We start from the raw sequence: 25,300 nt of genomic DNA on the forward strand, positions 1-25,300 counted from the left end.
GATGATGCTATGCGTCGAAATAATATCCGAAGCCGAGTCTCGTCACGATGCACTTGGAGAAACGTCCTATCTTCTTTCTCAGTCGCGTGATGTTCACGTCCACCGTGCGGTCGAGCACGAGCACGTCCTTTGGCCACACCCTGTCGATGAGTTCCTGACGTGAGAACACCCTGCCACGCTCGTCGAGCAGCAGATGCAGGATTTCAAATTCCGTCTTGGTGAACGGTATGTCCTCGCCGTCGATAGCCACCGTCTTCTTGTCGAGATTGAGTTCCAGTCCCTGATATGAGATGATGTTGTTGTGTGGGGCATAGCCCGTATCGCTTGTCCTTCTCAACACGGCGCGCACTCTCACCAGCACCTCACGGATGGAGAAAGGCTTTGAGATATAGTCGTCGGCACCGAGGTTGAATCCCGTCACCGTGTCGTTCTCCGTGTCTCTTGCCGTAAGGAAGATGATAGGTATGTTAGCCGTCATCGGTTCGTCTTTGAGTTTCTTTGCGAGTGCGAATCCCGACATCGCTCCCATCATCACGTCGAGCAGCAGCAGGTCGTATTTCTCCGCTCCAATCTCCAGCACCTCTTCGGCAGAGTTTGCAGTGTCCACCTCGTAGCCTTCCGTTTCAAGATTGAACTTCAGAATCTCGCAGAGGTCCTGCTCGTCGTCAACTACTAAAATGCGGTTTTTCGTTTCCATCTTTTCCTGAGTTTTTATTGTTACGGTGCAAAAGTAGTTTCATACTAGTTCATAATTGTTACAGTGATGTTACAATATTGTTACACCACAAAAGCTTATCTTATGCAAAGATAAAGCAAATTGCTTGCAACACAAACAAACTTTAAGAATAAACCATTGCGTTATGCGAGAAAAGACGATTCCTCCCCCAATCGTTCGTTAGGGTTTGCTTGTATTCAGTGCGTCCAGTTTCCGACTGACATACAGTTCCGATGGACAATTCTGATGATCAGTTTGGGTTGAGCTATAAAAAAGTATAAAAACATTACGTGTTGGTCATAAACCGTCATTTTTACTGTAAATTTGCAGTTCGGAAATAAACACAAACTTATAATAGAAACGATGAAAAATCAGACAAAGGCTATTGACACGCCATTTGGACAGCGCGACGCATACGGGTCGCTGAGCATGCCGGTATACCACACCGCAGCATACGAGTTTGACACTGCCGCCGATATGGCGGACGCCTTCACAGGCAAAGTGATAGCACCAGACTATTCCAGAGTACTCAACCCAACGGTGATGTATCTCGAAGACAAGGTGAAGGCAATGACGGGAGCCGCCAATGTGATGGCGCTGTCGTCGGGAATGGCTGCCATCAGCAACACAATACTCGCCCTCTCGGCAGCAGGCAAGAATATCGTCACCTCACGACACATGTTCGGCAATACCTTCTCGCTCATCACCGAGTCGATGCCACGCTTCGGCGTTGAGGCACGTCCCTGCGATCTGCTCAACCTCGACGAGGTGCGCTCAAAGATGGATGCCAACACCTGCTGCATATTCCTGGAGATTATCACCAACCCACAGATGGAAGTGGCAGACCTGAAGGCTCTCTCGGCGATAGCCCATGAGTATGGCGTGCCATTGATTGCCGATACCACGGTGATACCGTTCACACAGTTCTCGGCAAAAGACCTCGGCGTAGACATCGAGGTGGTGTCGAGCACGAAATACCTCTCAGGCGGTGCCACCACCCTCGGCGGACTCATTATCGACTACGGCACGGCAGAGGGATTCGGCCACAAGATGAAGAACGAGATGCTCTTCAACTTCGGTGCCTACATGACTCCCCACGTGGCATACATGCAGTCGCTCGGACTGGAGACCCTCGATGCCCGCTACAGAGTGCAGAGCCAGAACACCATCTATCTTGCCAACAGACTGCGTGAGCTGCCACAGATAAAGAGCGTAAACTATGTTGGACTCGCCGACAATCCGTTCCACGATATTGCCGTGGCACAATATGGTGAGACAGCCGGAGCGATGATGACCATCGACCTGGAGAGCAAGGAAGCCGCTTTCAGCATGATAAACAATCTGAAGCTCGTCCGCCGTGCCACAAACCTCTTCGACAACCGCACGCTCGCTATCCATCCGGCAAGCACCATCTTCGGAAACTTCTCCGACGAGGAGCGCAGAAAGATGGACGTGCTCGACACTACGGTGCGTATTTCAGTGGGACTGGAAGATATGGACGACGTGTTCGAGGATATCAAGCAGGCTGTGGAGCGCTGATATATGCCCCTTGCTGCCGGTGATTGCCGGCAGAGGATAAAGACAACGACAAAAAATCAGCACACACAGAGTTTGATATGTACGATTTCAATAAGATAATAGACCGTTCGGGCAGTGGCGACCTTAAGCACGAGGTGCTTGAGGAGCGCTACGGCAGAGGTGACCTGTTGCCTCTGTGGGTTGCTGACATGGACTTCGAGACACCGCAGTTCATCACCGATGCCCTGCGCCGCCGCCTCGACCATTCACTCTTCGGCTACACCGTGGAGCCGAAGGAATACTGGCCCACCGTGCAGCGATGGATACGCGACCACCATCAGTGGGAGGTGCCGCTGGAGTGGTTCAGCTACATTCCGGGCATAGTGAAAGGCATCGGAATGGTGATAAACGTGTTTACGAATCCCGACGAGAAGGTGATAATCCAGCCGCCGGTATACCATCCCTTCCGCCTCACTCCAGAGGGAAACTGCAGAGAAGTGGTGTATAATCCGCTGAAGGAGAATGCCGACGGCACATATTCGATGGATTCCGACAACCTTGCAGAGGTAGCCGACGAGAAATGCCGTCTCCTTATACTCTCCAATCCTCACAACCCGGCAGGCATAGTGTGGGGCAGGGAGACGCTGGCACGCCTTGCCGACTTCTGTTACGACCGCGGCATCATAGTCATTTCCGACGAGATACACTGCGACATGGCTCTGTGGGGCAACAAGCACGTGCCCTTTGCCACGGCGTCAGAGAAGGCTGCCCAGTGTAGCATCACATTCGGAGCACCGTCGAAGACCTTCAACATTGCAGGCATCGTCAGCTCCTATTCGATAGTCCCCAACCCAGAGATAAGGAAGAAGTTCTATTCGTGGCTCGCCGCCAACGAACTTAACGAGGCACCCATGTTCTCGCCCATCGCCACCATCGCCGCCTTTGAGCAAGGAGAGCAGTGGCGCAGGGCGATGCTCGCTTATGTGGAAGACAACATCCGTTATGTGGAAGACTACTGCCGTGAACATCTGCCGATGATACGGCCATTGCGACCGGAGGCGTCATTTCTGGTGTGGCTCGACTGCCGCAAGCTCGGTCTCAATCACGACCGGCTCATCGACCTCTTTGTCAACAAGGCACGTCTCGCCCTCAACGACGGAGAGATGTTCGGCAAGGGTGGCGAAGGCTTCATGAGAATGAACGTGGCAACGCCGCGCGCCATCCTCACACAGGCACTCTCCCAACTGAAAGACGCCGTTTGCGGATGATATGAATTGATGCCCGATTGAGGTTGAAAGACGAAACAAAATCCAAGCAAGCCCTAATGACCGATTGGGGTTAAATCATAAAAAAAGAAGGATGTCGCTTTGGCATCCTTCTTTTTTATGATTCTGTTCAAAGCGGTAATGAGAATCTCAAGTCATCGAAGACCCGGTTTCTGATTGCCGCTTTGATATTCGGGGAAATTACTGTTATTCAGCGTCTCTCTCCTTCACCACGATGTTCTTGAACTCGTATGTAGGAGCCACTTCGTCAGTGCTCTTGTATACGAAGGCGATATGGATAGTGTTGCCTACATATTTTGCGAGCGAAGCAGGACCAACGGTTACGAAGCTCCAAGAGTCGCCGGCAGAGCGTGTAGCCGGGTCAAACTCCACGTCCTCCCATGTGGCAGCCTTCACGTCGGTGCCGTCGAAGTTGGTAGACACCTTCACCTGTATGAAGTCAGTCAGGTTGTTGGAACCCAGGAAGTTGAGTGCCTCTTCAAATGAGATTACAGGGTCTTTGCCCTTCTTCATGTTGAGTGCAGGCGAAACGAGCCAGCTCTCGGCAGCCTGGTTCACCTTGTTGGCGAATGCCGAAGCCTTCCATCCGTAAGCCGCGGTGTTAGACCATACGTAGCTCAGTGTGCCGATGTTGATGTTGTATGCCACGAAGCCACCCTCGTTGCCGAGCAGCGACTCGTTGAGATACATGCTTATCTGAGCCTCATAGCCATTCTCGGTGTTGGCGAAAGTGGTGGTCTCCTTCTTGTATACCTTAGACTCTGCCCATCCCTCAGTGGCAGAATATGTGTATTCCACTACAGCCATTGCCGTAGCCGACTTGCGGTATACCACAGCCACCTTCTGTCCGTCAGCGGCGAAAGGATAAGCCTGCTGCAGCAGCTGAGGCAGATAGTTGGCAGGTTTGCCGATTGTGGTAGAGCCTACAGCCTCATACATAGCAGGCTGAACAGCCATCACCTTGGCGTCAGAAGTGGTGTATGTCTTCCATGCAGTGCCGTCAAACTTGTATACCACCGACTTGTTAGCCTTCGAAGCGGCAGCGCGGCGCATTCCGTTCATCTTGGCACCCGAAGCAGCCTCTGCAACGCTTGTCACCATGGTGTTCACGTATTTGCCCTTTGAAGCAGAACCTACGGTGTATCCGTAAACCACCACGTTCTTGCCGTTGAGGTCGGCGCTTACCATTCCTTCCGGAACGTAAGCCAGGCTTCCCTGCTTCTCAGTTCCGTCGATAGCCACGTTGTAGTAGTTGCCGTTGATTGTCAGTTTGCCGGTATATGTCACGTATGCCACGTAAGGGGCATTGGCATAAGCCTCAAACTCGGCGCTGCCCATGGTCTTAGCCTTAGGCTGTGTGTATGTGCCGTTGCCAGCCTTCAATACAGAAACCTCTGTGCCGTCGGTAGGATACTGCTGCAGGCCGCCATATTCTGTGGTCGTTCCGCTAACAGCCACCTCGTCGCCAACCTTCACGTCGCTGGTCTTGTATACGAGGATATAACCGGTTCCGTCGTAGAGCAGGAAGCCGCGGCTGTAAACTGCCGGCACCTTGCCCTTCACGGTGTAAGTACCAACGCCACCTGCGATGACGTCAGAAATCTTGGTGTATTGACTCTCTGTCTGAGAGCCTCCGCCGGCAGGTTCAAACTCAGAGTAAGAGTAGTTCACCACCATGATGTCGCCAGCCTTGGCATCGGCTTTTGCTGTCTTCAGTGCGGCAGCTATCTTGTTCTCTGTAGAAGGAGTGAGGTATGTAGCCGTTGACGCACCGTCCCAGATCGTGTTGTAGTCGTCGGCAGTCAGAGTGTATTCACCCTTCATGTTGTCGAAGTCGACGAGATATTCCGATTTTCCGCAATATTCGTTGTATGTCACCTTGAACGTAGAGCCCAGGTCGGCAGCAGGATATTTGTTGTTGATGAATGCCGGCAGGAACTGGTCGGCGGTAATCATATTGTCGAAATACTTCTGTGTGCCGAGTTTCTTCAACGCGTCGGTATACGCTGTAGTTCCGCTCTGCTCGTCGAGCTGTGCGGCGAGAGCCTTGTTGGCTGCGAGATTGGCGATGGCGGTGTAGTCGCCATCCTCGAGCACTATTGGCAAATCCTTCTTCACGTCGGTAATCTGGTCGCCGATATGAAACTGGTCTTCAAAGTCGTTACACGCGGTAAGCGACAGCAGGGCGACAGCCGACAGTAAATATATCTTTTTCATATTCTTCTAATGTTATATATATAATGTATACGGTTGATTAGAAATTGATCTTCAGTCTTGTGCTGAACGTGCGTCCGAAGGCATAGAATCCGTAGATGTTGTCCTTTGTTGCAGTGCCGGAACTTGGGTTCCACACCTTGCCCAGATACTGATAGTCGAAGAGGTTGTTCACGTTGCCCGAGATTGTGGCGTTCAGACCTGCAATCTTGAACTTGTAAGATGCGTTGAGGTCGAACTGGCTTGCTGTAGGCACTCTCCATGGGTCAGCCACGGTGTTTGTCTTGCCCAGTGAGAGGTTGCTGCCCGAGATAGAATAGTAGGCATAGTTGCGGGCGTAGAGAGTCCAGTCGGCACCGATACGGATTTCCTTGCCGATCTTGATAGTAGCACCGAGAGCTGCCGTTGTCTGAGCGGCGCCGCCAACATGGATACCCTTCAGGTTGATACCCGTAGAGAGATGATCTTCTGCTCCGATACCGCTTGCTATGCTTCCGTCCTTTGTGAGAGGCTGTCCGTTGTAGTCAAACACGTATCCCTTGGCATTGCTGTCCCATTTCCAGTCGCCGATAGAGAACATGGCGTTCACGTCGAGCCAGTAGAGCGGACTTGCCTTTGCCTCGATTTCGATACCCTTGTGCAGGGCGTTCACGCCGGTCATGTTCACGAAGGCGTCAACCTGTGCCGTGCCCACTGTAGAGCTCTTTGCCATTGTCTTGTCGAGCCACTTTGTCCAATAAGCGTTCACGTCAACCTGCAGCCACTTCAGACGGTAGCCGTAGCCAAGTTCGAATGATACTACTTTCTCGTTCTTGGCGTCAGGGTTAGTCACGTTGCTTGATGCGAATGAGAGGAACGCACCGTAGTTGAACTTAGGAGCGCGGCTGATGTAGCCCACGTTGAAGAATGCGTTGTGATGCTCGTTGAAGTTGTAGTTGGCACCACCCTTCACGGTGAAGCCGAGATAGTTCTTGGTCTCAGACTCAGCGTTTTTCTTGTCGTAGTAGAGACGGTCGTAACGCCAGTAAGAAGTGTTTGAGAGCGAACCAGAGAGGAATGAAGAGAGACCGTTCTTGGAGTATTCAGCCTGGAAGAAGGCACCTTCCTGAACCACGTGTCCGTCATAGTCGCGATATACAGCATCGCCCACGCCGAGCTTCTGGTATACCCAGCTCTGGTTTGCGGCATTGGCGTTGTTTTCAGGTTTCACCGACTTGCGGGTGCTGTCAATGAAATATTTGCCTCCATAGAGGTCAACGATGTCGTTGGTGTGTGTGCCCTTGTAGAAGCGGAAGTCTACACCACCGTAGAAGTCGATGTCCTTTGTCAGTTTGGTGTTGTATGTAGAAACGAGTCCATACCAGTTGTGGTAGTTCTTCGCCTTTGTCATCACCATGATAGAACCGTTCTCGTTGTTGGCGTTCAGTTCCTCTACAGCGCCATAGTCGAATGTGCCGTCAGCCTTGCGGAACTTGTTCTGCATCACTCCCTTGTATGCTCCATACCAGTCGGTGTAAGAGTATCCGTAGTCGGTATTCGCCTGTCCGCTGTATCCGTATCCACGGCCGATGCTCATATAGAGCACGGTGCTCAACGACGAATTGTCGTTGATCTGCCACTGGTGGTTGAGGCTCAGCTGAGGCTTGTGGTAAACGTTATATTCGGCAGAACGCATCTTGCCGTTGCTGTCGAAACCGTAAGTAGGGTTATACTTGTGGTCTTTCACTCCCCACACCTGCTCTGTCATCTTCCAGTCGGCGAGAGTCAGCGCGTCTTTGCGCTGGAAGTGCTCCTGAGGAGCTCCGAAGGCGGTGAACGAGAGCTGGTGCTTGTCGTTCAGGCGCTTGGAGATGTTCAGGAAGTATGTGTAGCCTGAGAATTCAGTGCCCTGCACGTATCCGTCGCCCCATGTCTTTGAACCGAGCAATGTCATCGACCATCCTGTCTTTGACAGACCAGTAGAAACGGTGAACATCACCTTGTTCATGTTGTCGTTGCCCATACCATAATATATCGATCCGCCCTTCTTTGCCTCGATAGACTTTGTGATGATGTTGATGGTACCACCTACAGAAGGTGCCGACACCTTTGAAGCACCGAGTCCGCGTTGTGTCTGCATAGAACGGGTCACGTCGGTCAGACCAGCCCAGTTAGACCAGTATACGTTCTGGTTCTCCATGTCGTTCATAGGCACTCCGTTCACCATCACGGCGATGTTGGTGTTGTCGAATCCACGCATGTATATCTCAGAGTCGCCATAGCCACCACCCTCTTTGTTGGCATGCACGCCAGGGGTAGACTTGAGAATTTCGGGGAACTCCTGTGTTCCGATTTTCTCCTCGATGAACGAGAGCGGAACGGAAGACACAGCCACCGGAGTCTTTCTTGCCACAGCCACCTGTGATGTCACCACTACGTCGTCGAGCATGCGTCCATCTGGCTTCAGGCTGATGGTGGCGATGTCGCCCTTGCTGGCATTGGTCTTCATGGATTTAGACTTGTAGCCGATGTAGTCTACAGTGATTTCTGCAGTTCCCTTTACGCCTTTCACTGTGAAAGCACCGTCGATGTCGGTTGCCACCTTGACGCCGTTAACGGTTACCGTAGCACCGATGAGCGGTTCGTTGTTTTCCGCATCAACTACCTTACCTCTTAGCGTGGACTGAGCCACTGCCGTCACCGTGCCGACAATGGCCAGCACAGCCACGAGAAGGAGATGTTTTAGATGATTTTTCATACTTAAATTTGTAAAAGTTGATTAATACTGCACAAATATACAAATTAATGTTTAATAACCCTATAAATGTTAAACAAAAAGGCGCTTTGTAATGTAATTTTAATGGGAAACCGCCAAATAATGTTGGAAAAAGAAGAAAACGGGACGAATTAATGAACCTGTTTTAGCAGGCAGTGATGAAATAGTAATTGGTCCATTGACAACGGACTAATTTGACAAGGCAACACTGAAAGCATTTCTTACAGTGCAGTTTACCCCTCATTTTGAGATACTTGAATTATCGGAGCGAAGACACTTATAATGATTGAGACACGCAAATACTTTTCAATTTTTTTTGATAAAGAGTCGCAGCTATCCTTCTATCCGCCACTCCGTGATGGTGCGTTCCTCGCTGCTGTAGTTCACGCCCACCTTTACCAGCCGTTTGCCGTCGGCTGTATAGGGGATGAGATAGCCCTTCTCGTCAATCTGGCGGAGCGCGGCGTCGGCGGAGCCGTCAAACTTCAGCTCCATGACGTAGACCACCGAGGGCAGCGTGATCACCACGTCGGCCCTGCCGTGCGCACTTTCCTCCTCCACCTTGATGAACGAGCCGATGAGCGAGAACACCAGATAGAAGATGGTCTGCACGTCGCGCTCCGTCTTGTTCGACAGGCGGTAGGACACGCCGGCGAGATAGGCGCGCATCAGCGTGAGCGCTTGCTCCATGTCGTCGGCGATGACCGCCTTGACAAACTTGATGACGAAACTGCTGTTGGTGCCCTCGGCCGGCGTGAGGTAGTTGGCGGCAAGCGAGCGCACCATCCCCGTGCGCACCTCCTCGTTGGGATAGCCCAGCGTGTAGAGGTCGATCATCGGGTCGTAATGCTTGATGGTGAGGTAGCCGCTCTGGTAGAGCAACGGAAGGGCGGTGGTCATGTTCTCTGGCGACACGTCGAAGTCGCTCACTCCGGCGTCCTGGCCAGTGAGGTCGCGCAAGCCGACATTGTATTTCTGGAGCAATTTGATGATGTAGGTGGGCGTGCCCGAGTCGAACCAGTAGTCGCCGATGTCGCCTGAGGCAAGGGCTTTGATCAAGCTGAACGGATTGTACACATCCTCAGAGTTCTTGCTGAAATGATAGCCGTCGTATTTCCGCTTGAGCCGTTCGAATGTCTCGTCCACGCTGAGGTGCAGGTGCTCGGCAAGGCGCTCCACATCGGGCAGCATCTGAGTGTGGAGCTCCTCGCTGCTGATGCCGCAGATGGCGGAATACTTGTCGTACATGGATATGTTGAACAGGTTGTTCAGCTCACTGAAGATGCTGAGCTGCGCAAACTTGGTGATGCCCGTGAGGAACACGAACTCAAGATACGGGTCGAGCGACTTGATGGGCGAATAGAAGTTCTGCATTGCGCGACGCAGGGCGACAAGGTTCAGTTCCTCGTGCACCACGTCAAGCAGCGGCGCGTCGTACTCATCGATGATGAGCGCCACTTTCCGGCCTGTTAGCCTGTTTGCTGTCACCACCAGGTCTTTCAAGCGAATGTTGGGGTCTTGCTTTTCGCTCTTGTAGCCAAAAACGGCTTCCTGGTCGGTGAGCATGTCGGCAAGATAACGCTCGAGCATGTCCTTGTCCATGTGCTTGGCTGCACTCATGTCGAAGTGCAGCACGGGATGCTTCACCCAGTCCTTCTCATACTCTCCCATGGCGAGGCCTTCGAACAGGTCCTTGCGCCCCTCGTAATAAGCATGGATCATCGAGGCAAACAGCGACTTGCCGAACCGCCTCGGGCGGCTCAGGAAAACATACTTATAACCCTTGTCGATGAAATCCACAAGATACTGCGTCTTGTCGATATAAAGATAGTTACGTTCCCGAATCTCGCTGAACGTCTGTATGCCTATCGGATATTTTCTTGCCTGTGCCATGGTCATTTGTTTTGCTGTTATTCATCCATGTAGGATGCGATATGCTGCATTCTATTGCAAATATAGTGATTATTTGAATAAACGGCAAGTCTTTTACAAAAAACGCTCCATGGCAATACCATAAAGGGGCATTCTCAAGCATTGGATAATTTATTGTTATCCAATGACTCGATCAATTTGTATATGATGAACATCCTTTATGTATGAAAAAATCGACGAGTAAGCATAATGTCATTCCTCATCAACAGGAAAGAGTTTGTTCAGATGCCGCTTCTTTTCATTTCCTTTACGGGTGTTTCTTCTTATGGGAACTTTAGGCTCAGTTTTGGGCACGCTGCTTGCCCACTTGGGGCACGCTGCTTGCCCCACTTGAGAACGCTGCTTGCCCCGGTTGGGCACAATCGTTGCCTGTTTCATGAGGTTTTGTTATCCTTGCCAATGATTGTGGTTTGGAAATCTCCGGGTGGCGCAAAGCGGCATGACACTTCAGTGATACTTTTATGATACTTTTCTGTAAAGCATTCAGAAAAGTGTCATAACGGTAACTTGTTGGCTTGTTTGACTTTGGATGCTGTGGGAAACCGGAAAATGATACTTTGACACTTTTCCGGAGAAAAACATTTTTCGTTAGTCCAGAATCTGGCATTATGGCTAGCCTGGATTCTGGGGTTAACCATGGTCATTCCCGAAATCCTTTTTCAGATCGCGGAACACGCTCCATGCCACAGGCACTGAGAGGAGGAACGAACAGAGGTCGGACACCGCCTGACTCATCTCCACACCCTGCAGACCGAGAAACAATGGGAGGATGAATACCGCCGGGATGAAGAACATACCGCTGCGCGAGGCGGCCACGAGATTGGCACGCATCGGTTTGCGTGCCGTCTGCGACAGCATGTTGGTGAGGATGATGGTGGCGATGAGAGGGTAGGTGATGAGCTGCCAACGGAAAGCCGCTGTGCCGACGGCTATTACGGCAGGGTCGTCGCGGAATACCGATATTATGGGTTCCGTGAATATGAAGCCTATTATGGTGATGGCGAGGAAGAACACCGTGCCTATCTTTATGCAGTAAACAAAGCCCTCGTATATCCTGTCGAGCAGCTTCGCTCCGCAGCAGAATCCGCAAAGCGGCTGGAATCCCTGTCCCAGTCCCACAATGCCAGCATACACAAAATTGGAAATCCTCGTCACTATCGACATTCCCGCTATGGCAGCGTCGCCGTAAGCCCCTGCAGCGATGTTCAGCATTATCGTGGCAACGCTCGCCAGTCCCTGTCGGGAGAGCGATGGGGTGCCGTTGATGACTATTTCCTTGGCGAAGGCGCCCGAAAGGCGACAGTTCCTTAGTTCAATGGCTATATTGCCCCGATGGCGAGTCATGTTGAACAGTATGAAGAAACTCATCGTCTGGCTCACGAGCGTAGCCACGGCAGCCCCCGTTATTCCCAGACAGAAATAGAATATCAGTATCGGTGCGAGCACCACGTTGAGCACCACACCGCTGAGTATGCCATACATGGCATATTTGGCGTTGCCTTGAAAGCGCATCTGGTTGTTCAGCGTGAAGGCACCCGTCATGAACGGCGCTCCCACGAGGATTATGCCCAGGTATCGTTCCGTGTATGGCAGAATGGTCTCCGTGGAACCGAGGAATATGCAGATGTCGGAAAGAAACGCCAGTCCCACCACTGCAACCGCCAGACCGAAAGTCACGCTGCCCACAAGTCCTGTGGCAGCCATATATTTCGCCTCGTCGGTGCGCTTTGCGCCGAGCATCCGTGATATGTAGTTGCCCGAACCGTGTCCGAAGAAGAATCCGATTGCCTGTATGATGGTCATTATAGAGAATGAAATGCCCACGGCGGCAGTGCTCTGCGTGTTTATCTGTCCCACGTAGTATGTGTCGACCATTCCGTATATGCTTGTCACCAGCATTGATATTATGGTGGGTACCGCCATGCTTACAATCACCCTGTGTACGGGAGCGTGAGTGAGAAAAGTGTAGTTGTCTCTTTGCTTCTTCATCTTTGTTATTGTCGTACCGCTTCAGTACTTGCGTTTCCTATGCTCTGGTTGTCGTTTTTTTATCCTGTATGTCAAGCCCCGAGACTGTCTGATTGCCGTTTCGGGATGAAAAGACGGATGCCGCTTCGGGGAGTCCGTAAAAGTCAGATGTCCGTCCCACCGTCATTTGCAGAGAGCCTGACAGACCTTGTCCTGGAAGTTCCTGCCAGAAGAAGAATGTCTGATTCCCATGTTTATGATAGAGAAGCAGATGCGGTGACCGTTGGCCGTGGTGAGATATCCGGCGAGCGAACTGACACCTGTCACCGTGCCCGTCTTTGCCTTCACGTTCTCATGTGCTGCCCCTTTACGCATGCGTTTCGAGAGAGTGCCGTCCACTCCGGCTATAGGCAGGCAAGGCAGCATGTTGTCGTAGATTTCAGGATGGCGGTAGGCATATCTCAGGAAGTCCACTTCCAGTTCCGGCGACACGTAGTTGTATAGCGACAGTCCGCTGCCGTCGGCGATATAATATGCCGAAGGCCTCCTGCCCACCTTGGATATTATGGCGTTCACCGCCTGTCTGCCATGTCTTGCAGATGCGGTGTTGCGTCCTGCCACTTCGGCAGCCAGCTGATAGAATATCGCTTCAGAATAGAGGTTGTCGCTGCGCTTCAGCTGGCGGCGCATCACTTCGAGCAATGGGGTGCGCTTTATATATAAGGTGTGAGCGCCGGAGGGCATCGAACCGTTGCTGCACGTTCCTGTCACGGTGATACCATTCTGTCTGAGCTTCCTCTGCAGTCTCTCGCCGAACTCCTCCTTCCTGCCGGCGAGCAGTGGAGAGAGCACAGGATTGTCGTCGTCCCAGCACCAACCCTCGCCAAGACGGTCCTTGTCTTTCATCGTGAGGTCGAGATATATGTTGCCGTCGATGGTGTCGATGCCGAGCGCCTTCACGCTGTCGGCAAACTCGGCGATGTCGTCGCTCCCTATCGTGGGGTCGAAGCCACCTTTCACATACAGGTTTCCGCGGAGCGTCAGACTGTCTGTCCTGCCTGTATATGCCATGCGCGTCTTCAGTTCGTAGCCTGCACCCAGACGGTCGATAGCCGTCACCGCCACCATCATCTTCAGAGTGCTGGCAGGGCGCATCAGCTGAGAGGCGTTGCGTTCGTAGATAGTGGAGTCGGCGGTGAGGTCGTAGATTTTCATTCCCACCATCGAGGTGTTGAATATCGTGGTGTTGTCGAAAATCTTCTCAATCCTGTGTCTCACGTTCTCCGGCCACGGCAGGTCCTCGTCGTCGTCGATGTCGTCACCGTCGTCAGACGCCTCGTCGGTGGAGTCGTTCTGCTGGATGCCAATCGTCATGGTGTCCACGTCGACGGTGTCTACGATTACGGTGTCGTCGTCATTGAATATTTCGTTGAGGCAGGTCTCTTGGGCAAATGCGCAATGAGTGACCTCGTCGGTGGCATACATCGGAAGCAGCAACAGCGCCGCAAGACTTATTATGCCACTTGCAAACAGTTTTCTCTTTTTCATTTATTGATATGTTCAGATGGGTTTGATGTTGGTGTGCCAATGGAAAAGCAACAGGAAAAAGTCGCTGCTATGGTACTCCAAATTCCATAACGCATACAAAATTACGAACTTTTGGGCGAAAAAGTGGAATAATTACTATTAAAGAATGTAATAACCTACAAAAAGCCTCCGATATTTATCCGTTTTAAGAAAATCTTATTACTTTTGCATTGATTAAAACAAACGTCTTTATGGTTTATAAATACGATTTTCTCATTATCGGTGCCGGCGTCGCCGGAATGAGCTATGCGCTAAAGGTAGCAAGAGAACACAAAGGCAAGATATGCCTGATCTGCAAAACAACGCTCGATGAGGCGAATACATACTTCGCCCAGGGAGGAGTGGCATCGGTGACGAATCTCAAGATAGACAATTTCGATAAGCATATCGAAGACACTATGATAGCCGGCGACTACATCAATGATGTGGAAGCTGTGGAGCAAGTGGTAAGGAATGCACCGGAGCAGATTGATGAACTGGTGAAGTGGGGAGTGCACTTCGACCGCAAGGAAGACGGCAGCTTCGATCTGCACCGTGAGGGAGGACACTCTGAGTTCCGTATCCTGCACCATGCCGACGACACGGGAGCCGAGATCCAACGAGGACTGATGGAGGCCGTGCGCAGCAATCCGGACATCGACATCAAGGAGAATCATTTCGCAGTAGAGATAATAACGCAGCACCATCTCGGAATCGTGGTGACGCGCCGCACGCCGAACATACAGTGTTATGGCGCTTACGTGCTGAACCCGGAGACACAGAAGGTGGACACGTATCTGAGCAAGGTCACACTGATGTGTACCGGAGGATGCGGAGCAGTGTACCAGACCACCACAAACCCCGTGATAGCCACCGGCGACGGAGAGGCAATGGTATACCGCGCAAAGGGAACGGTGCAGGACATGGAGTTCGTGCAGTTCCATCCCACATCATTATATAATCCGCAAGAGACCCATCCCGCATACCTCATCACAGAGGCGATGAGAGGCTACGGCGGCATCCTGCGACTGCCCAACGGAGAGTCGTTCATGGAGAAATACGACAAGCGGTTGAGTCTCGCTCCCCGCGACATCGTGGCGCGTGCCATCGACAAGGAGATGAAGATACACGGTATCGACCATGTGTGTCTGGACGTGACCCACAAGGATCCGGAGGAGACAAAGCATCATTTCCCGAATATATACAAGAAATGTCTGAGTATCGGCATCGACATCACCAAGGAGTATATCCCCGTAAGGCCGGCAGCCCATTATATGTGCGGCGGCATCAAGGTGGACCTCAACGGCGAGTCGAGCATCAAGCGCCTCTATGCCATCGGCGAATGCTCATGCACGGGGCTCCACGGAGGCAACCGTCTGGCAAGCAACTCGCTCATCGAGGCTGTGGTATATGCCGATGCGGCTGCAAAGCACAGTCTGGCACACATTGATGAATATGACTTCAATGTGCATGTGCCGGAGTGGGACGACCAGGGCACCCTGACCAATGAGGAGAAAGTGCTCATCACGCAGAGCGTGAAGGAAGTGGGACAGATAATGAGCAACTATGTGGGCATCGTGAGAAGTGACCTCAGACTGAAACGTGCATGGAACCGTCTCGACCTGCTCTATGAAGAGACAGAGTCGCTCTTCAAGAGGGTGAAGGCGAGCAAGGATATCTGTGAACTTAGAAACATGATAAACGTGGGCTACCTCATCACACGTCAGGCAATAGAGCGTAAGGAGTGTCGTGGTCTGCATTTCACCATCGACTATCCTCTTCATGCTTACGACAAGAAGTAATAGGAGAGTGGATGGCTGACGGAAAGATATATATAGCATTAACCCCAAACCAGTCATCAGGCGATGTTCCGGATGACAGGTTTGGGCTTTGTTGTTTTTGGAGTAAAAAGGGACGGTTTGGCATTTGCTGACAAGACAAGGTCATAAACAGCATAATGATAGGAAATTAGCATTTCATAATGTAGCAGACAGGTCTTTTTATAACCTGTATTGTTAGCTTTTTCGTGCTTTTCTTTGCAGCACAACAAAAAAATCGTATTTTTGCACCTATTGTATAACATGAACTTTACATTATAACAGAATAATATGGGTTTAAAAATCATTGTACTTGCCAAGCAGGTACCAGACACACGCAATGTTGGCAAAGACGCCATGACGGCTGAAGGCACCGTGAACCGTGCCGCATTGCCAGCAATTTTCAATCCTGAAGATTTGAACGCCCTCGAACAGGCGTTACGTTTGAAAGACCAGAATCCAGGCTCCACAGTGGGTATCCTCACCATGGGCCCTCCACGTGCTGCCGAGATCATCCGCCAGGGACTCTATAGAGGAGCAGACACAGGATGGCTGCTGACCGACAGACTCTTTGCCGGTGCCGACACGCTCGCTACCTCATACGCACTTGCTACGGCAATCCAGAAAATCGGCGGTGCCGACGTGGTAATCGGTGGTCGTCAGGCTATCGACGGTGACACTGCACAGGTGGGACCACAGGTGGCACAGAAGCTGGGACTCTCTCAGGTGACTTATGCCGAGGAGATAGAGAAGTGTGAGAATGGCGTGCTCACCATCCGTCGCCATATCGACGGAGGAGTGGAGACCGTAGAGGCTCCTATGCCTATCGTCATCACGGTGAACGGCAGCGCCGCTCCCTGCCGTCCTTGCAACGCCAAGCTCGTGATGAAATACAAGCGTGCCAACGTGCCTTTGGAGCGCACTGCCGACATGCCATACGCCGAGCTTTATGCCGAGCGCCCATATCTGACGCTCAACCAGTGGTCTGTAGCCGATGTTGACGGCGACCCGGAGCAGTGTGGACTCGCCGGCTCGCCAACCAAGGTGAAGGCTGTGAAGAATATCGTGTTCCAGGCCAAGGAGAGCAAGACGCTCACCGCTTCCGACACTGATATCGAGGGAATGATAAAAGAATTGTTGGACGAAAAGATTATTGGATAAGAGATGAACAACGTATTTGTATATTGCGAGATAGAGAACACCACGGTTGCCGAGGTGTCTCAGGAATTGCTTACCAAAGGCCGCAAGCTCGCCAACCAGCTTGGTGTGGAGCTTCATGCCATCGTTGCCGGTACTGGCATCAAGGGCAAGGTGGAAGACCAGATACTGCCTTATGGCGTTGACAAGCTCTTCGCCTTTGATGCAGAGGGTCTCTTCCCATACACATCAGCACCACATACGGATATCCTGGTGAACCTCTTCAAGGAGGAGAAGCCACAGATCTGCCTCATGGGAGCAACAGTGATTGGCCGTGACCTCGGTCCGAGAGTGTCGTCATCGCTGACAAGCGGACTGACAGCCGACTGTACGCAGCTCGAAATCGGTGATTTCGACGACAAGAAGAGCGGCACGCATTATGACAACCTGCTCTATCAGATTCGTCCGGCATTCGGCGGAAACATCGTTGCCACAATCGTAAACCCGGAGCATCGTCCACAGATGGCTACCGTGCGTAGCGGAGTGATGCAGAAAGCCGTATACGAGGGTGAGGCAAAGCATGAAGTGGTATATATGGACGTAGCAAAATATGTGCCTGAGGCTGACTATGTGGTGAAGGTCATCGACCGCCACGTTGAGGCTGCCAAGCACAACCTGAAGGGTGCGCCGATCGTCGTTGCCGGTGGCTACGGCGTGGGCAGCAAGGAAGGCTTCGACATGCTATTCCAACTCGCCAAGGAACTCCACGGAGAGGTGGGCGCCAGCCGTGCGGCTGTTGACGCAGGATGGGTAGACCACGACCGCCAGATTGGCCAGACCGGTGTGACAGTGCATCCAAAGGTGTATATCGCATGTGGTATCTCCGGTCAGATTCAGCATATCGCAGGTATGCAGGACTCTGGTATCATCATCTCCGTGAACAACGACCCTGAGGCTCCTATCAACAAGATTGCCGACTATGTAATCAACGGCACTGTGGAGGAGGTCGTTCCAAAACTCATAAAGTATTATAAGCAGAACTCAAAGTAAAGAACATCATGGCTAATTATTATAGCGACCATCCGGAATTTGATTTCTATCTCAATCACCCGGAAATGAAACGCGTCGTTGAGCTCAAGGAACGCAACTTCGCAGACAAAGACAAGTATGAGGATGCACCCGTAGACTTCGACGATGCCATCGAGAACTACAAGCGTGTGCTCGACATCACCGGCGACATCGCCGCCAATATCCTCGAACCCAACAGTGAGGCTGTTGACCTCGAAGGTCCACACCTCGTGGAGGGACGCATGCACTATGCTTCGAAGACATACGAGAACATCGAGGCTACACGTCAGGCAGGACTCTGGGGCATCTCAATGCCTCGCCGCTACGGCGGTCTGAACATGCCTATCACTCCTTATTCCATGGCTTCGGAAATCGTGGCTACGGCAGATGCCGGATTCCAGAACATCTGGAGCTTGCAGGACTGTATCGAGACTCTCTATGAGTTCGGTTCTGAGGAGCAGCGCCAGAAGTATATTCCACGTGTATGTGCCGGAGAGACCATGAGTATGGACCTCACTGAGCCTGATGCCGGTTCTGACTTGCAGCGCGTAATGCTCAAGGCTACATACAGCGAGGAGGAGGGATGCTGGCTGCTCAATGGTGTGAAGCGTTTCATCACCAACGGCGACTCTGACATCCATCTCGTGCTGGCCCGTTCAGAGGCAGGCACACACGACGGACGTGGACTCTCAATGTTTATCTACGACAAGAACCAGGGTGGCGTTACCGTGCGCCACATCGAGAACAAGCTCGGTATCCACGGTTCACCTACCTGTGAGCTGGTATACAAGAATGCCAAGGCAGAACTCTGCGGAAGCACCCGTATGGGACTCATCAAATATGTGATGGCGCTCATGAACGGTGCCCGTCTGGGTATCGCCGCACAGTCTGTCGGCGTGAGCCAGGCAGCCTACGACGAGGCTCTTGCCTATGCCAAGGACCGCAAGCAGTTTGGCGAGGCTATCGTGAAGTTCCCTGCCGTATACGATATGATTGCCCGTATCAAGGCAAAGCTCGACGCCGGTCGCAGCATCCTGTATCAGACAGCACGCTACGTTGACATCTACAAGGCTCTCGAAGATATCTCCCGTGAGCGCAAACTCACTCCGGAGGAGCGTCAGGAGCAGAAGAAGTATGCCCGTCTTGCTGATGCCTTCACTCCAGTGGCAAAGGGTATGAACTCTGAGTATGCCAACCAGAATGCATACGACTGCATCCAGGTGCATGGCGGTTCGGGATTCATCATGGAATACAAGTGTCAGCGCCTGTACCGCGACGCACGTATCTTCTCTATCTACGAGGGTACTACTCAGCTGCAGGTTGTAGCTGCATTGCGTTACATCACTAACAGCACCTATCTCAACATCATGAAGGAGATGCTCGAGAGAGAGGTGTCTGAGGATATGAAGCCGCTGCATGTGCGTGTGGCAAAGATGATAGAGCTCTACGAGCAGTCGCTCGAATACGTGAAGCAGGCTGAAAACCAGGAGGTGCTCGACTTCCTCGCCCGTCGCCTTTACGATATGACTGCCGATATCCTCATGTCGCTGCTCATCATCGGTGACGCTACTGCCTCACCGGAACTCTTCGCCAAGAGTGCACAGGTTTATGTGCGCTATGCTGAGGAGGAGGTAATCGGCCACAGCTGCTATGTCAAGAGCTTCATAGCCGAGGATTTGGTGAACTTCCGTGCCGCAGAGTAAGCGGATCAGAATTTATATATACAACATATTAAGGGGATATGCAGACTGTATCACGTCTTGCATATCCCCTTTGTATTGGGGGTATCACCATTTTGCAAAAGCTGTTGCCATGTTCACTCTTCTGTCTGCGTCTTAGGCCAGTTCACGAGATACAGTTTTTCCGTTGCTCGTGTGAAGGCTGTGTATAGCCAGTGGATATAGTCGGGCGTGAGCATGTCGTCGGTCATGTATCCTTGGTCCACATACACGTGTGCCCATTGTCCGCCCTGAGCCTTGTGGCAGGTCACGGCATAGGCGAATTTCACCTGCAATGCGTTGTAGTATTTGTCAGACCTCACGTGTCCCATGCGTTCGCTCTTCAGTCTAAGGTCGGCATAGTCTGCAAGGACGCCATTGAAGAGCTGCTCGCTCTGTTCGCGGGTCAGCGATGGCGATTCAGACTGCAGCGAGTCAATGATGACGGTGGCCTGCAGCTCGTAGTTGTCGTAGTCGGGGAATTCAAGGGCGAGGTCGGCGAAGCGGAAACCATACAATTCTCTGATGTTGCGTACGCGGCGCACCTTCGCCCTGTCGCCGTTGGCGATGAATGAGAAAGGCGTCTTCTCCATGTCGGCAGTAGGCGGCTTGGGAGCTGGTTCCGATGATTTGGCAGCCTCACGAGCCTTTTTCTCCTCCTGTTCCACCCAGAAATAGTTGTTTCTCACAATCATCAGCATGTCGCCAGGTGTCAGTTCGTCCTCCCTGCCGAGCACCATGCCCCGGATGCCGTTGTTGTATACGTTAGCCCTCTTGTTGCTGCGAGTCACCACCATTGTCTCGTCGAGTCCCACCTCAGAGTAGCTGCCGGCAAGCTGTTCTATCAGTTCATCGCCAGGCACCATCTGGATGTCGGCAAAAGCCTTGAACCTTATTTTGGGCAACTGTGTAGCCTCGTCGTGGGTTATCATCTGGCGTATCACGTTGGCGTTGTATAAGATGCCGGAGTCGTGAGCCTGTCGCAACACCTCGTTCAGTTCCACACTGTGCATTGTCAGGAAATAGTTGGCGGCGAGACTGTCAGCCATGAGAGCCGGCGACTCCTCTTCGCCGACAGGAGGCAGCTGTGCCCTGTCGCCGACAAGCATCAGCCGGCAGTTGTCGCCGGAGAACACGAACTCCATGAGGTCGTCGAGCAGACAGCCGCTGCCGAATCCCGGCGCACCGCCACCGGAAGCGAATCCGTCGTTAGACACCATAGAAGCCTCGTCAACGACAAACAGCGTGTCACGCTGCTTGTTTATGTTGAGGCTGAATCCCGTCATGTCGCCGGTGAAAGTCTTCTGCCGGTATATCCTGCGGTGGATGGTGAATGCCGGCATTCCCGCATTCATGGATAGCACTTTGGCAGCCCTTCCCGTGGGAGCAAGCAGCACCACCCTCTGGTGCAAGCGAGCCAAAGTCTTGACCATAGCCGCCGAGAGCGACGTCTTTCCGGTACCTGCCGAACCACACATCACCATCGCCGGACGGTCGTCGCGACAAGTCATGAACCTGCAGAACGTACGTATCGCTTCCTGCTGTTCGTCAGTGGGGCAGAAGCCGAAGGTTTCTGTGATGGCCCTGCTTAATTCATCCTCAATCATGGTTATTTTTAGCTAAACTCTTGATATTACAAATTATTTACCGTAATTTTGCATATTACGATATTCTATCGACGAGTGCAAAGTTACGCTAAAGATTTCTTTATAGCAAGGCAAGAAGAATGAAAATAAAACTCAACCATATACTTGCCGCCATCGTGGTGGTGCTCCTCGCTCTCTGTTGGGCGAGCGTTAGGCGTCCTATGCACTTCGCCGACCAGCGTAAGCAGCGAGAGTCGGAAGTCATACAACGGCTGACGGAAATCCGCAAGGCGGAAAAAGTCTACAGACAGCGCTTCGGAATATACGCCGGGTCTTTCAGACAGCTCATCGGGAGCGGACTGCTTGCCGATTCGCTGCGCTACGTGCCGTATTCAAGAGGACAGGAGTTTGAGCTCTCAGCCTCGGTGCATACAGGCAAGTCGGGAGCCGCAGTGCCAGTGATGGAATGCGGCGCGCCATACGATGCCTATCTGCAAGGACTCGACGAGAACAGCATCCGCGAGCTCACCGAAGAGGCAAACGGAAGGGGAGAATATCCGGGAATGAAATTTGGAGACATCACAACACCTAATGACAATGCAGGAAACTGGGAATAACATATCACAGCAGGAACATCGACTAATGATAAGAGTGGGACATGGATCACTCGCCTTCGCATACAGAAATGGTGATGGTGCAGGATTCTCGTTCGTGCCATACGCCATAAATGGTGGAATCTCCATGGCGGCAAACCTCAGAGAGGCGTTGCGCGACGATACGCTCCGACTGGCGAAATGGAGGAAAGTGCAGGTGCTTCTCGACTCGCCGGTGGTGATGGTGCCTATCGACGAATACGACGAGCACAGCAAGGAGCTGCTCTATAACTACACCGTGATGGGACAGGAGAACAATGCCGTGCTCGCCACCATACTGCCGCAGGTGAACGCCGTGGCACTGTATTCGCTGAACAAGGACCTGAGACTCGTGCTCACCGACAATTTCTCCGACATAAAGGTGCATCCGGTATGTGGGGCAACATGGCAATATCTGCAGCGACGAAGCATGGCTGGCAACAACGAGAAACTGTATTGCTATTTCCACGACGGGAAGATGGAGCTTTGCAGCTTCCGCAAAAACAGGTTCCGCTTCTCCAACACGTTCGAAGTGGCGCATGCCAACGATGCCGCATATTTCATCCTTTCGGTATGGAATCAGCTGGCGATGAACGAGAAGAAGGACGACATCTATTTGTGTGGCGAATTCAAGGAGCGCGACGCTCTGATAGAAGAACTCCATCGCTTTGTAGCCAACATATACAAAATCAAGGCGTCGTCGGATTTCAACCGCCATCCGCTGACCTTGCAGGAAGGTGTGCCTTTCGATATGGTGACGGCACTGCTGAAATGAACATGGGCAGGACTTGGCGGCAAGTCCACTCATCAATAACAATAATATAATGCGCATAATAACAGGATTATACAAGGGAAGGAGATTTGATGTGCCCCGCACCTTCAAAGCCCGTCCCACGACAGATTTCGCAAAGGAGAACATTTTCAACGTTCTCAACGGATATATAGATTTCGAAGGCACCACAGCTCTCGACCTCTTCTCCGGCACGGGAAGCATATCGCTCGAACTCGTGTCGAGAGGTTGTCAGCAGGTAATCAGCGTGGAAGCCGACCGCGACCACCATGCCTTCATCAAACAATGTGTGGCAAAGCTCGGAGCCGGCAACTGCGTGACGATACGTGGCGATGTGTTCCGCTTCATCAAGGGATGCAAGCAGCAGTTCGACTTCATCTTCGCCGACCCGCCATACGCCCTGCCGGAATTGCCAACACTGCCAGAGCTCGTGTTCAAGGCAGGAATGCTCAAGCCGGGAGGCGTGTTCGTGTTTGAACATGGAAAGAAGAACGACTTCAGCCAGCATCCGAATTTCGTGGAGCATAGAGAATACGGAAGTGTTAACTTCTCTATATTCAGGGAGGCAGACAAGGAGGCAGATGATTGACCACGCTACGATAGAAAGAATCAAGGATGCGGCAAACATCGTGGATGTCGTCTCTGAGTTTGTGACGCTCAAGAAAGTGGGCGCCAACTACAAAGGATTATGCCCGTTCCACGACGAGAAGACACCGTCGTTCTATGTCTCGCCGGCACGCGGAATCTGCCACTGCTTTTCATGCGGAAAGTCGGCAAATCCCGTCAGCTTCCTCATGGAACATGAGCAGATGACGTATGTGGAGGCACTGAAATGGCTCGCCAACAAATACAACATCGAAGTGCGTGAGCGCGAGATGAGCGAAGAGGAGAAGCGGGAGCAGAACGACCGTGAGAGTATGTTCATCGTCAACAAATGGGCGATGGAATATTTCAACAACATCCTCCTCAACGATGTAGATGGCAGGGCGGTAGGCATGCAGTATTTCCGCAGCCGCGGTTTCCGCGACGACATAATAGAGAAATTCCATCTCGGTTTCGCCCTTCCGTCGCGTAATGCCCTCGCACAGGAAGCCCTGCGCAAGGGATTCAACGAGAAATATCTCATAGCCACCGGACTATGCTTCAAGCGTGACAACGGAGAACTCGTAGACAAATATTCGGGCAGGGTGATGTTTCCGTGGATTGGAGTCAACGGCAACGTGAGGGCCTTCGGCGGACGACTTCTCGATTCCCGCACAAAGGGAGTGCAGCAGAAATACATCAACTCCTCAGACTCGGAGATATACCACAAAGAACGCGAACTGTATGGCATCTTCCAGGCAAAGAAGGCGATAGCCAAAGAGAACTGCGTGTATATGGTGGAGGGATACACTGACGTGATTTCCATGCACCAGTGTGGTATAGAGAATGTGGTGGCAAACTCCGGTACGGCACTCAGCGTGTATCAGATACGGCTCCTTCACCGCTTCACCGACAATATCGTGTTGCTCTACGACGGTGACGCCGCAGGAATCCATGCCGCCATGCGAGGCATCGACATGCTCCTCGCTGAAGCGATGAAAGTGAAGGTGCTGCTGCTGCCGGGAGGCGACGACCCCGACAGTTTCGCACGCAAGCATACGGCGGAAGATTTCCGCAAATATGTGGCCGACCATCAGCAGGACGTGATAGAATTCAAGATAGCCTATCTCTTGAAGGGCGTCACCGACCCGATGAAGCGCTCAGAGGCGATAAGCAGTATAGTGAAGAGCATATCGGTGATACAAGACCAGATAGTGAGAGCCACATATCTGCAGGACGCAGCCCACCGCATCGGCATAAACGAAGCTACGCTCATCACCACGATGAACAAGTTTATCCGCAGCGGCAAGGAGGCGGAACTGAAGGAGCAGCAGCGAGAGCAGCAAAGCACTCCCGCAGCAGACCAGCCGGCGCAGCAGACTCAGGTGGGACCGGAACCGCCAATGCAGCAGGCCAAGAAGGTGGAGTATATGCTCATGCAGGCTGTGGTGAGACACGGAGAGCAGATAATCTACGACAATGTGGAGACTGCCGACGGACAGACCATGGCGCTCAACGTGGCGCAGTATGTCAGCTACGACCTCGGCACCGACAACCTCTCATTCTCTGTGCCGCTATATAACAAGGTGTTGCAGGAAGTGGTGGACCATAGCGCCGATCCCGGCTTCAAGGCAGAAGACTATCTGATGAAGCATCCCGATATGGAGATTAGTAAACTCGCCACAGAAATGTCGTTCGACAGGTTCCAGCTGCGCAAAGGAGCCAAGCTGCGCACCGGCGATGATGTGCTGAGAGACCAGATAGTCCATCTCGTGCTCGATTTCAGAATGGACGTGGTGTCAGAGAAACTTGCGCATCTCAAGAAGGAGATATCGCTCAACACAGGAAACCAGGAAAAACTCATCTCGCTCATAAAGGAGTATCAGGAGACCCAGAAGCTCCGCAATGCCATAGCCAAGGAACTTGGCAGCGAGATAATAATATAAGGTGGCACGTCATTGTGCTCAATGCGCCGCATGATGCATCTGATAAAGAAAGAGATGCTCATACCGGCGG

At 52.2% G+C, this 25,300-nt stretch carries 18 protein-coding genes; 10 read left to right on the forward strand and 8 right to left on the reverse strand.

Translation table 11 applies throughout. The annotated features are described in order from the left end of the window. Nucleotides 1–7 precede the first annotated feature (7 nt). Entirely contained in the window at nucleotides 8–697 is a 690-nt protein-coding gene (locus ACDC99_RS00280) for a response regulator (RefSeq protein ID WP_042519178.1), read from the reverse strand. Between the two features lie 381 nt (nucleotides 698–1,078). On the opposite strand from ACDC99_RS00280, the gene ACDC99_RS00285 reads away from it, so the two are divergent. Both ACDC99_RS00285 and ACDC99_RS00290 read left to right on the forward strand, forming a co-directional pair. Continuing rightward, nucleotides 1,079–2,254, forward strand: a complete 1,176-nt coding sequence (locus ACDC99_RS00285) for a trans-sulfuration enzyme family protein (protein ID WP_044065007.1) — start codon at nucleotides 1,079–1,081, stop codon at nucleotides 2,252–2,254. 77 nt (nucleotides 2,255–2,331) lie between these two features. Further along, nucleotides 2,332–3,501, forward strand: a complete 1,170-nt coding sequence (locus ACDC99_RS00290; protein ID WP_370755296.1) for a MalY/PatB family protein — start codon at nucleotides 2,332–2,334, stop codon at nucleotides 3,499–3,501. Between the two features lie 204 nt (nucleotides 3,502–3,705). Here the strand turns inward: ACDC99_RS00290 and ACDC99_RS00295 are convergent, their stop codons facing one another. The 6 genes from ACDC99_RS00295 to dacB all read right to left on the reverse strand — a co-directional run bounded on the left by ACDC99_RS00295 (nucleotide 3,706) and on the right by dacB (nucleotide 13,936). Beyond that, nucleotides 3,706–5,736, reverse strand: coding sequence for a choice-of-anchor J domain-containing protein (locus tag ACDC99_RS00295; RefSeq protein WP_370755298.1), 2,031 nt, complete (start codon nucleotides 5,734–5,736; stop codon nucleotides 3,706–3,708). Nucleotides 5,737–5,773: 37 nt separating this feature from the next. Beyond that, nucleotides 5,774–8,470, reverse strand: a complete 2,697-nt coding sequence (locus ACDC99_RS00300) for a TonB-dependent receptor (protein WP_042519183.1) — start codon at nucleotides 8,468–8,470, stop codon at nucleotides 5,774–5,776. Between the two features lie 351 nt (nucleotides 8,471–8,821). Next, nucleotides 8,822–10,381, reverse strand: coding sequence for an ATP-binding protein (locus tag ACDC99_RS00305; protein ID WP_287072277.1), 1,560 nt, complete (start codon nucleotides 10,379–10,381; stop codon nucleotides 8,822–8,824). Nucleotides 10,382–10,612: 231 nt separating this feature from the next. Next, nucleotides 10,613–10,798 carry a hypothetical protein gene (locus ACDC99_RS00310; protein ID WP_044066109.1) on the reverse strand — a complete coding sequence of 62 codons (186 nt, stop codon included), beginning with the start codon at nucleotides 10,796–10,798 and terminating at the stop codon, nucleotides 10,613–10,615. A gap of 252 nt (nucleotides 10,799–11,050) precedes the next feature. After that, complete coding sequence (locus tag ACDC99_RS00315) at nucleotides 11,051–12,409, reverse strand: MATE family efflux transporter (RefSeq protein ID WP_044071894.1); 1,359 nt, start codon at nucleotides 12,407–12,409, stop codon at nucleotides 11,051–11,053. A 162-nt stretch (nucleotides 12,410–12,571) separates the two neighbouring features. Beyond that, entirely contained in the window at nucleotides 12,572–13,936 is a 1,365-nt protein-coding gene (dacB, locus tag ACDC99_RS00320; RefSeq protein WP_044080859.1) for a D-alanyl-D-alanine carboxypeptidase/D-alanyl-D-alanine endopeptidase, read from the reverse strand. Nucleotides 13,937–14,166: 230 nt separating this feature from the next. Between dacB and nadB the strand changes: the two genes are divergently transcribed. The 4 genes from nadB to ACDC99_RS00340 all read left to right on the forward strand — a co-directional run bounded on the left by nadB (nucleotide 14,167) and on the right by ACDC99_RS00340 (nucleotide 19,679). Then, nucleotides 14,167–15,756, forward strand: coding sequence for an L-aspartate oxidase (gene nadB / locus ACDC99_RS00325; RefSeq protein WP_042519190.1), 1,590 nt, complete (start codon nucleotides 14,167–14,169; stop codon nucleotides 15,754–15,756). Between the two features lie 306 nt (nucleotides 15,757–16,062). Beyond that, entirely contained in the window at nucleotides 16,063–16,932 is an 870-nt protein-coding gene (locus ACDC99_RS00330) for an electron transfer flavoprotein subunit beta/FixA family protein (protein ID WP_022316257.1), read from the forward strand. 3 nt (nucleotides 16,933–16,935) lie between these two features. Further along, nucleotides 16,936–17,958 carry an electron transfer flavoprotein subunit alpha/FixB family protein gene (locus tag ACDC99_RS00335; RefSeq protein WP_022316256.1) on the forward strand — a complete coding sequence of 341 codons (1,023 nt, stop codon included), beginning with the start codon at nucleotides 16,936–16,938 and terminating at the stop codon, nucleotides 17,956–17,958. A gap of 8 nt (nucleotides 17,959–17,966) precedes the next feature. Next, a complete protein-coding gene (locus ACDC99_RS00340; RefSeq protein WP_022316255.1) occupies nucleotides 17,967–19,679 on the forward strand; it encodes an acyl-CoA dehydrogenase family protein in 1,713 nt (570 codons plus the stop codon). A gap of 113 nt (nucleotides 19,680–19,792) precedes the next feature. Here the strand turns inward: ACDC99_RS00340 and ACDC99_RS00345 are convergent, their stop codons facing one another. Beyond that, nucleotides 19,793–21,301 (reverse strand): ATP-dependent DNA helicase, encoded by a 1,509-nt coding sequence (locus tag ACDC99_RS00345; protein WP_022316254.1) that lies wholly within the window; start codon nucleotides 21,299–21,301, stop codon nucleotides 19,793–19,795. A 119-nt stretch (nucleotides 21,302–21,420) separates the two neighbouring features. On the opposite strand from ACDC99_RS00345, the gene ACDC99_RS00350 reads away from it, so the two are divergent. Genes ACDC99_RS00350 through dnaG form a run of 4 tightly spaced genes read left to right on the forward strand, consistent with a single transcriptional unit; the run spans nucleotide 21,421 to nucleotide 25,230 of the window. Further along, nucleotides 21,421–21,897, forward strand: a complete 477-nt coding sequence (locus ACDC99_RS00350; protein WP_303222392.1) for a hypothetical protein — start codon at nucleotides 21,421–21,423, stop codon at nucleotides 21,895–21,897. Further along, complete coding sequence (locus tag ACDC99_RS00355) at nucleotides 21,878–22,687, forward strand: DUF3822 family protein (protein ID WP_262503253.1); 810 nt, start codon at nucleotides 21,878–21,880, stop codon at nucleotides 22,685–22,687. The genes ACDC99_RS00350 and ACDC99_RS00355 overlap by 20 nt, the downstream gene beginning before the upstream one ends. A gap of 49 nt (nucleotides 22,688–22,736) precedes the next feature. Further along, the gene (locus tag ACDC99_RS00360; protein ID WP_022316251.1) at nucleotides 22,737–23,291 is read left to right on the forward strand and encodes an RsmD family RNA methyltransferase; all 555 of its coding nucleotides are present in this window, start codon (nucleotides 22,737–22,739) and stop codon (nucleotides 23,289–23,291) included. Next, entirely contained in the window at nucleotides 23,284–25,230 is a 1,947-nt protein-coding gene (gene dnaG / locus ACDC99_RS00365) for a DNA primase (protein ID WP_044080863.1), read from the forward strand. Before ACDC99_RS00360 ends, dnaG begins: the two co-directional genes overlap by 8 nt. The last annotated feature ends 70 nt before the right edge of the window (nucleotides 25,231–25,300 follow it).

Origin of the sequence: Prevotella pectinovora (genome assembly GCF_041323955.1) — a bacterium.
GTDB classification, from domain to species: domain Bacteria; phylum Bacteroidota; class Bacteroidia; order Bacteroidales; family Bacteroidaceae; genus Prevotella; species Prevotella pectinovora.

Coding starts and splice junctions, on each gene's coding strand:
- dacB (WP_044080859.1), bottom strand. CDS start 13,936: ATGAAAAAGAGAAAACTGTTTGCAAGTGGCATAATAAGTCTTGCGGCG.
- ACDC99_RS00295 (WP_370755298.1), bottom strand. CDS start 5,736: ATGAAAAAGATATATTTACTGTCGGCTGTCGCCCTGCTGTCGCTTACC.
- ACDC99_RS00345 (WP_022316254.1), bottom strand. CDS start 21,301: ATGATTGAGGATGAATTAAGCAGGGCCATCACAGAAACCTTCGGCTTC.
- ACDC99_RS00285 (WP_044065007.1), top strand. CDS start 1,079: ATGAAAAATCAGACAAAGGCTATTGACACGCCATTTGGACAGCGCGAC.
- nadB (WP_042519190.1), top strand. CDS start 14,167: ATGGTTTATAAATACGATTTTCTCATTATCGGTGCCGGCGTCGCCGGA.
- dnaG (WP_044080863.1), top strand. CDS start 23,284: ATGATTGACCACGCTACGATAGAAAGAATCAAGGATGCGGCAAACATC.
- ACDC99_RS00330 (WP_022316257.1), top strand. CDS start 16,063: ATGGGTTTAAAAATCATTGTACTTGCCAAGCAGGTACCAGACACACGC.
- ACDC99_RS00350 (WP_303222392.1), top strand. CDS start 21,421: ATGAAAATAAAACTCAACCATATACTTGCCGCCATCGTGGTGGTGCTC.
- ACDC99_RS00305 (WP_287072277.1), bottom strand. CDS start 10,381: ATGGCACAGGCAAGAAAATATCCGATAGGCATACAGACGTTCAGCGAG.
- ACDC99_RS00280 (WP_042519178.1), bottom strand. CDS start 697: ATGGAAACGAAAAACCGCATTTTAGTAGTTGACGACGAGCAGGACCTC.
- ACDC99_RS00340 (WP_022316255.1), top strand. CDS start 17,967: ATGGCTAATTATTATAGCGACCATCCGGAATTTGATTTCTATCTCAAT.
- ACDC99_RS00360 (WP_022316251.1), top strand. CDS start 22,737: ATGCGCATAATAACAGGATTATACAAGGGAAGGAGATTTGATGTGCCC.
- ACDC99_RS00310 (WP_044066109.1), bottom strand. CDS start 10,798: ATGAAACAGGCAACGATTGTGCCCAACCGGGGCAAGCAGCGTTCTCAA.
- ACDC99_RS00300 (WP_042519183.1), bottom strand. CDS start 8,470: ATGAAAAATCATCTAAAACATCTCCTTCTCGTGGCTGTGCTGGCCATT.
- ACDC99_RS00355 (WP_262503253.1), top strand. CDS start 21,878: ATGCAGGAAACTGGGAATAACATATCACAGCAGGAACATCGACTAATG.
- ACDC99_RS00315 (WP_044071894.1), bottom strand. CDS start 12,409: ATGAAGAAGCAAAGAGACAACTACACTTTTCTCACTCACGCTCCCGTA.
- ACDC99_RS00290 (WP_370755296.1), top strand. CDS start 2,332: ATGTACGATTTCAATAAGATAATAGACCGTTCGGGCAGTGGCGACCTT.
- ACDC99_RS00335 (WP_022316256.1), top strand. CDS start 16,936: ATGAACAACGTATTTGTATATTGCGAGATAGAGAACACCACGGTTGCC.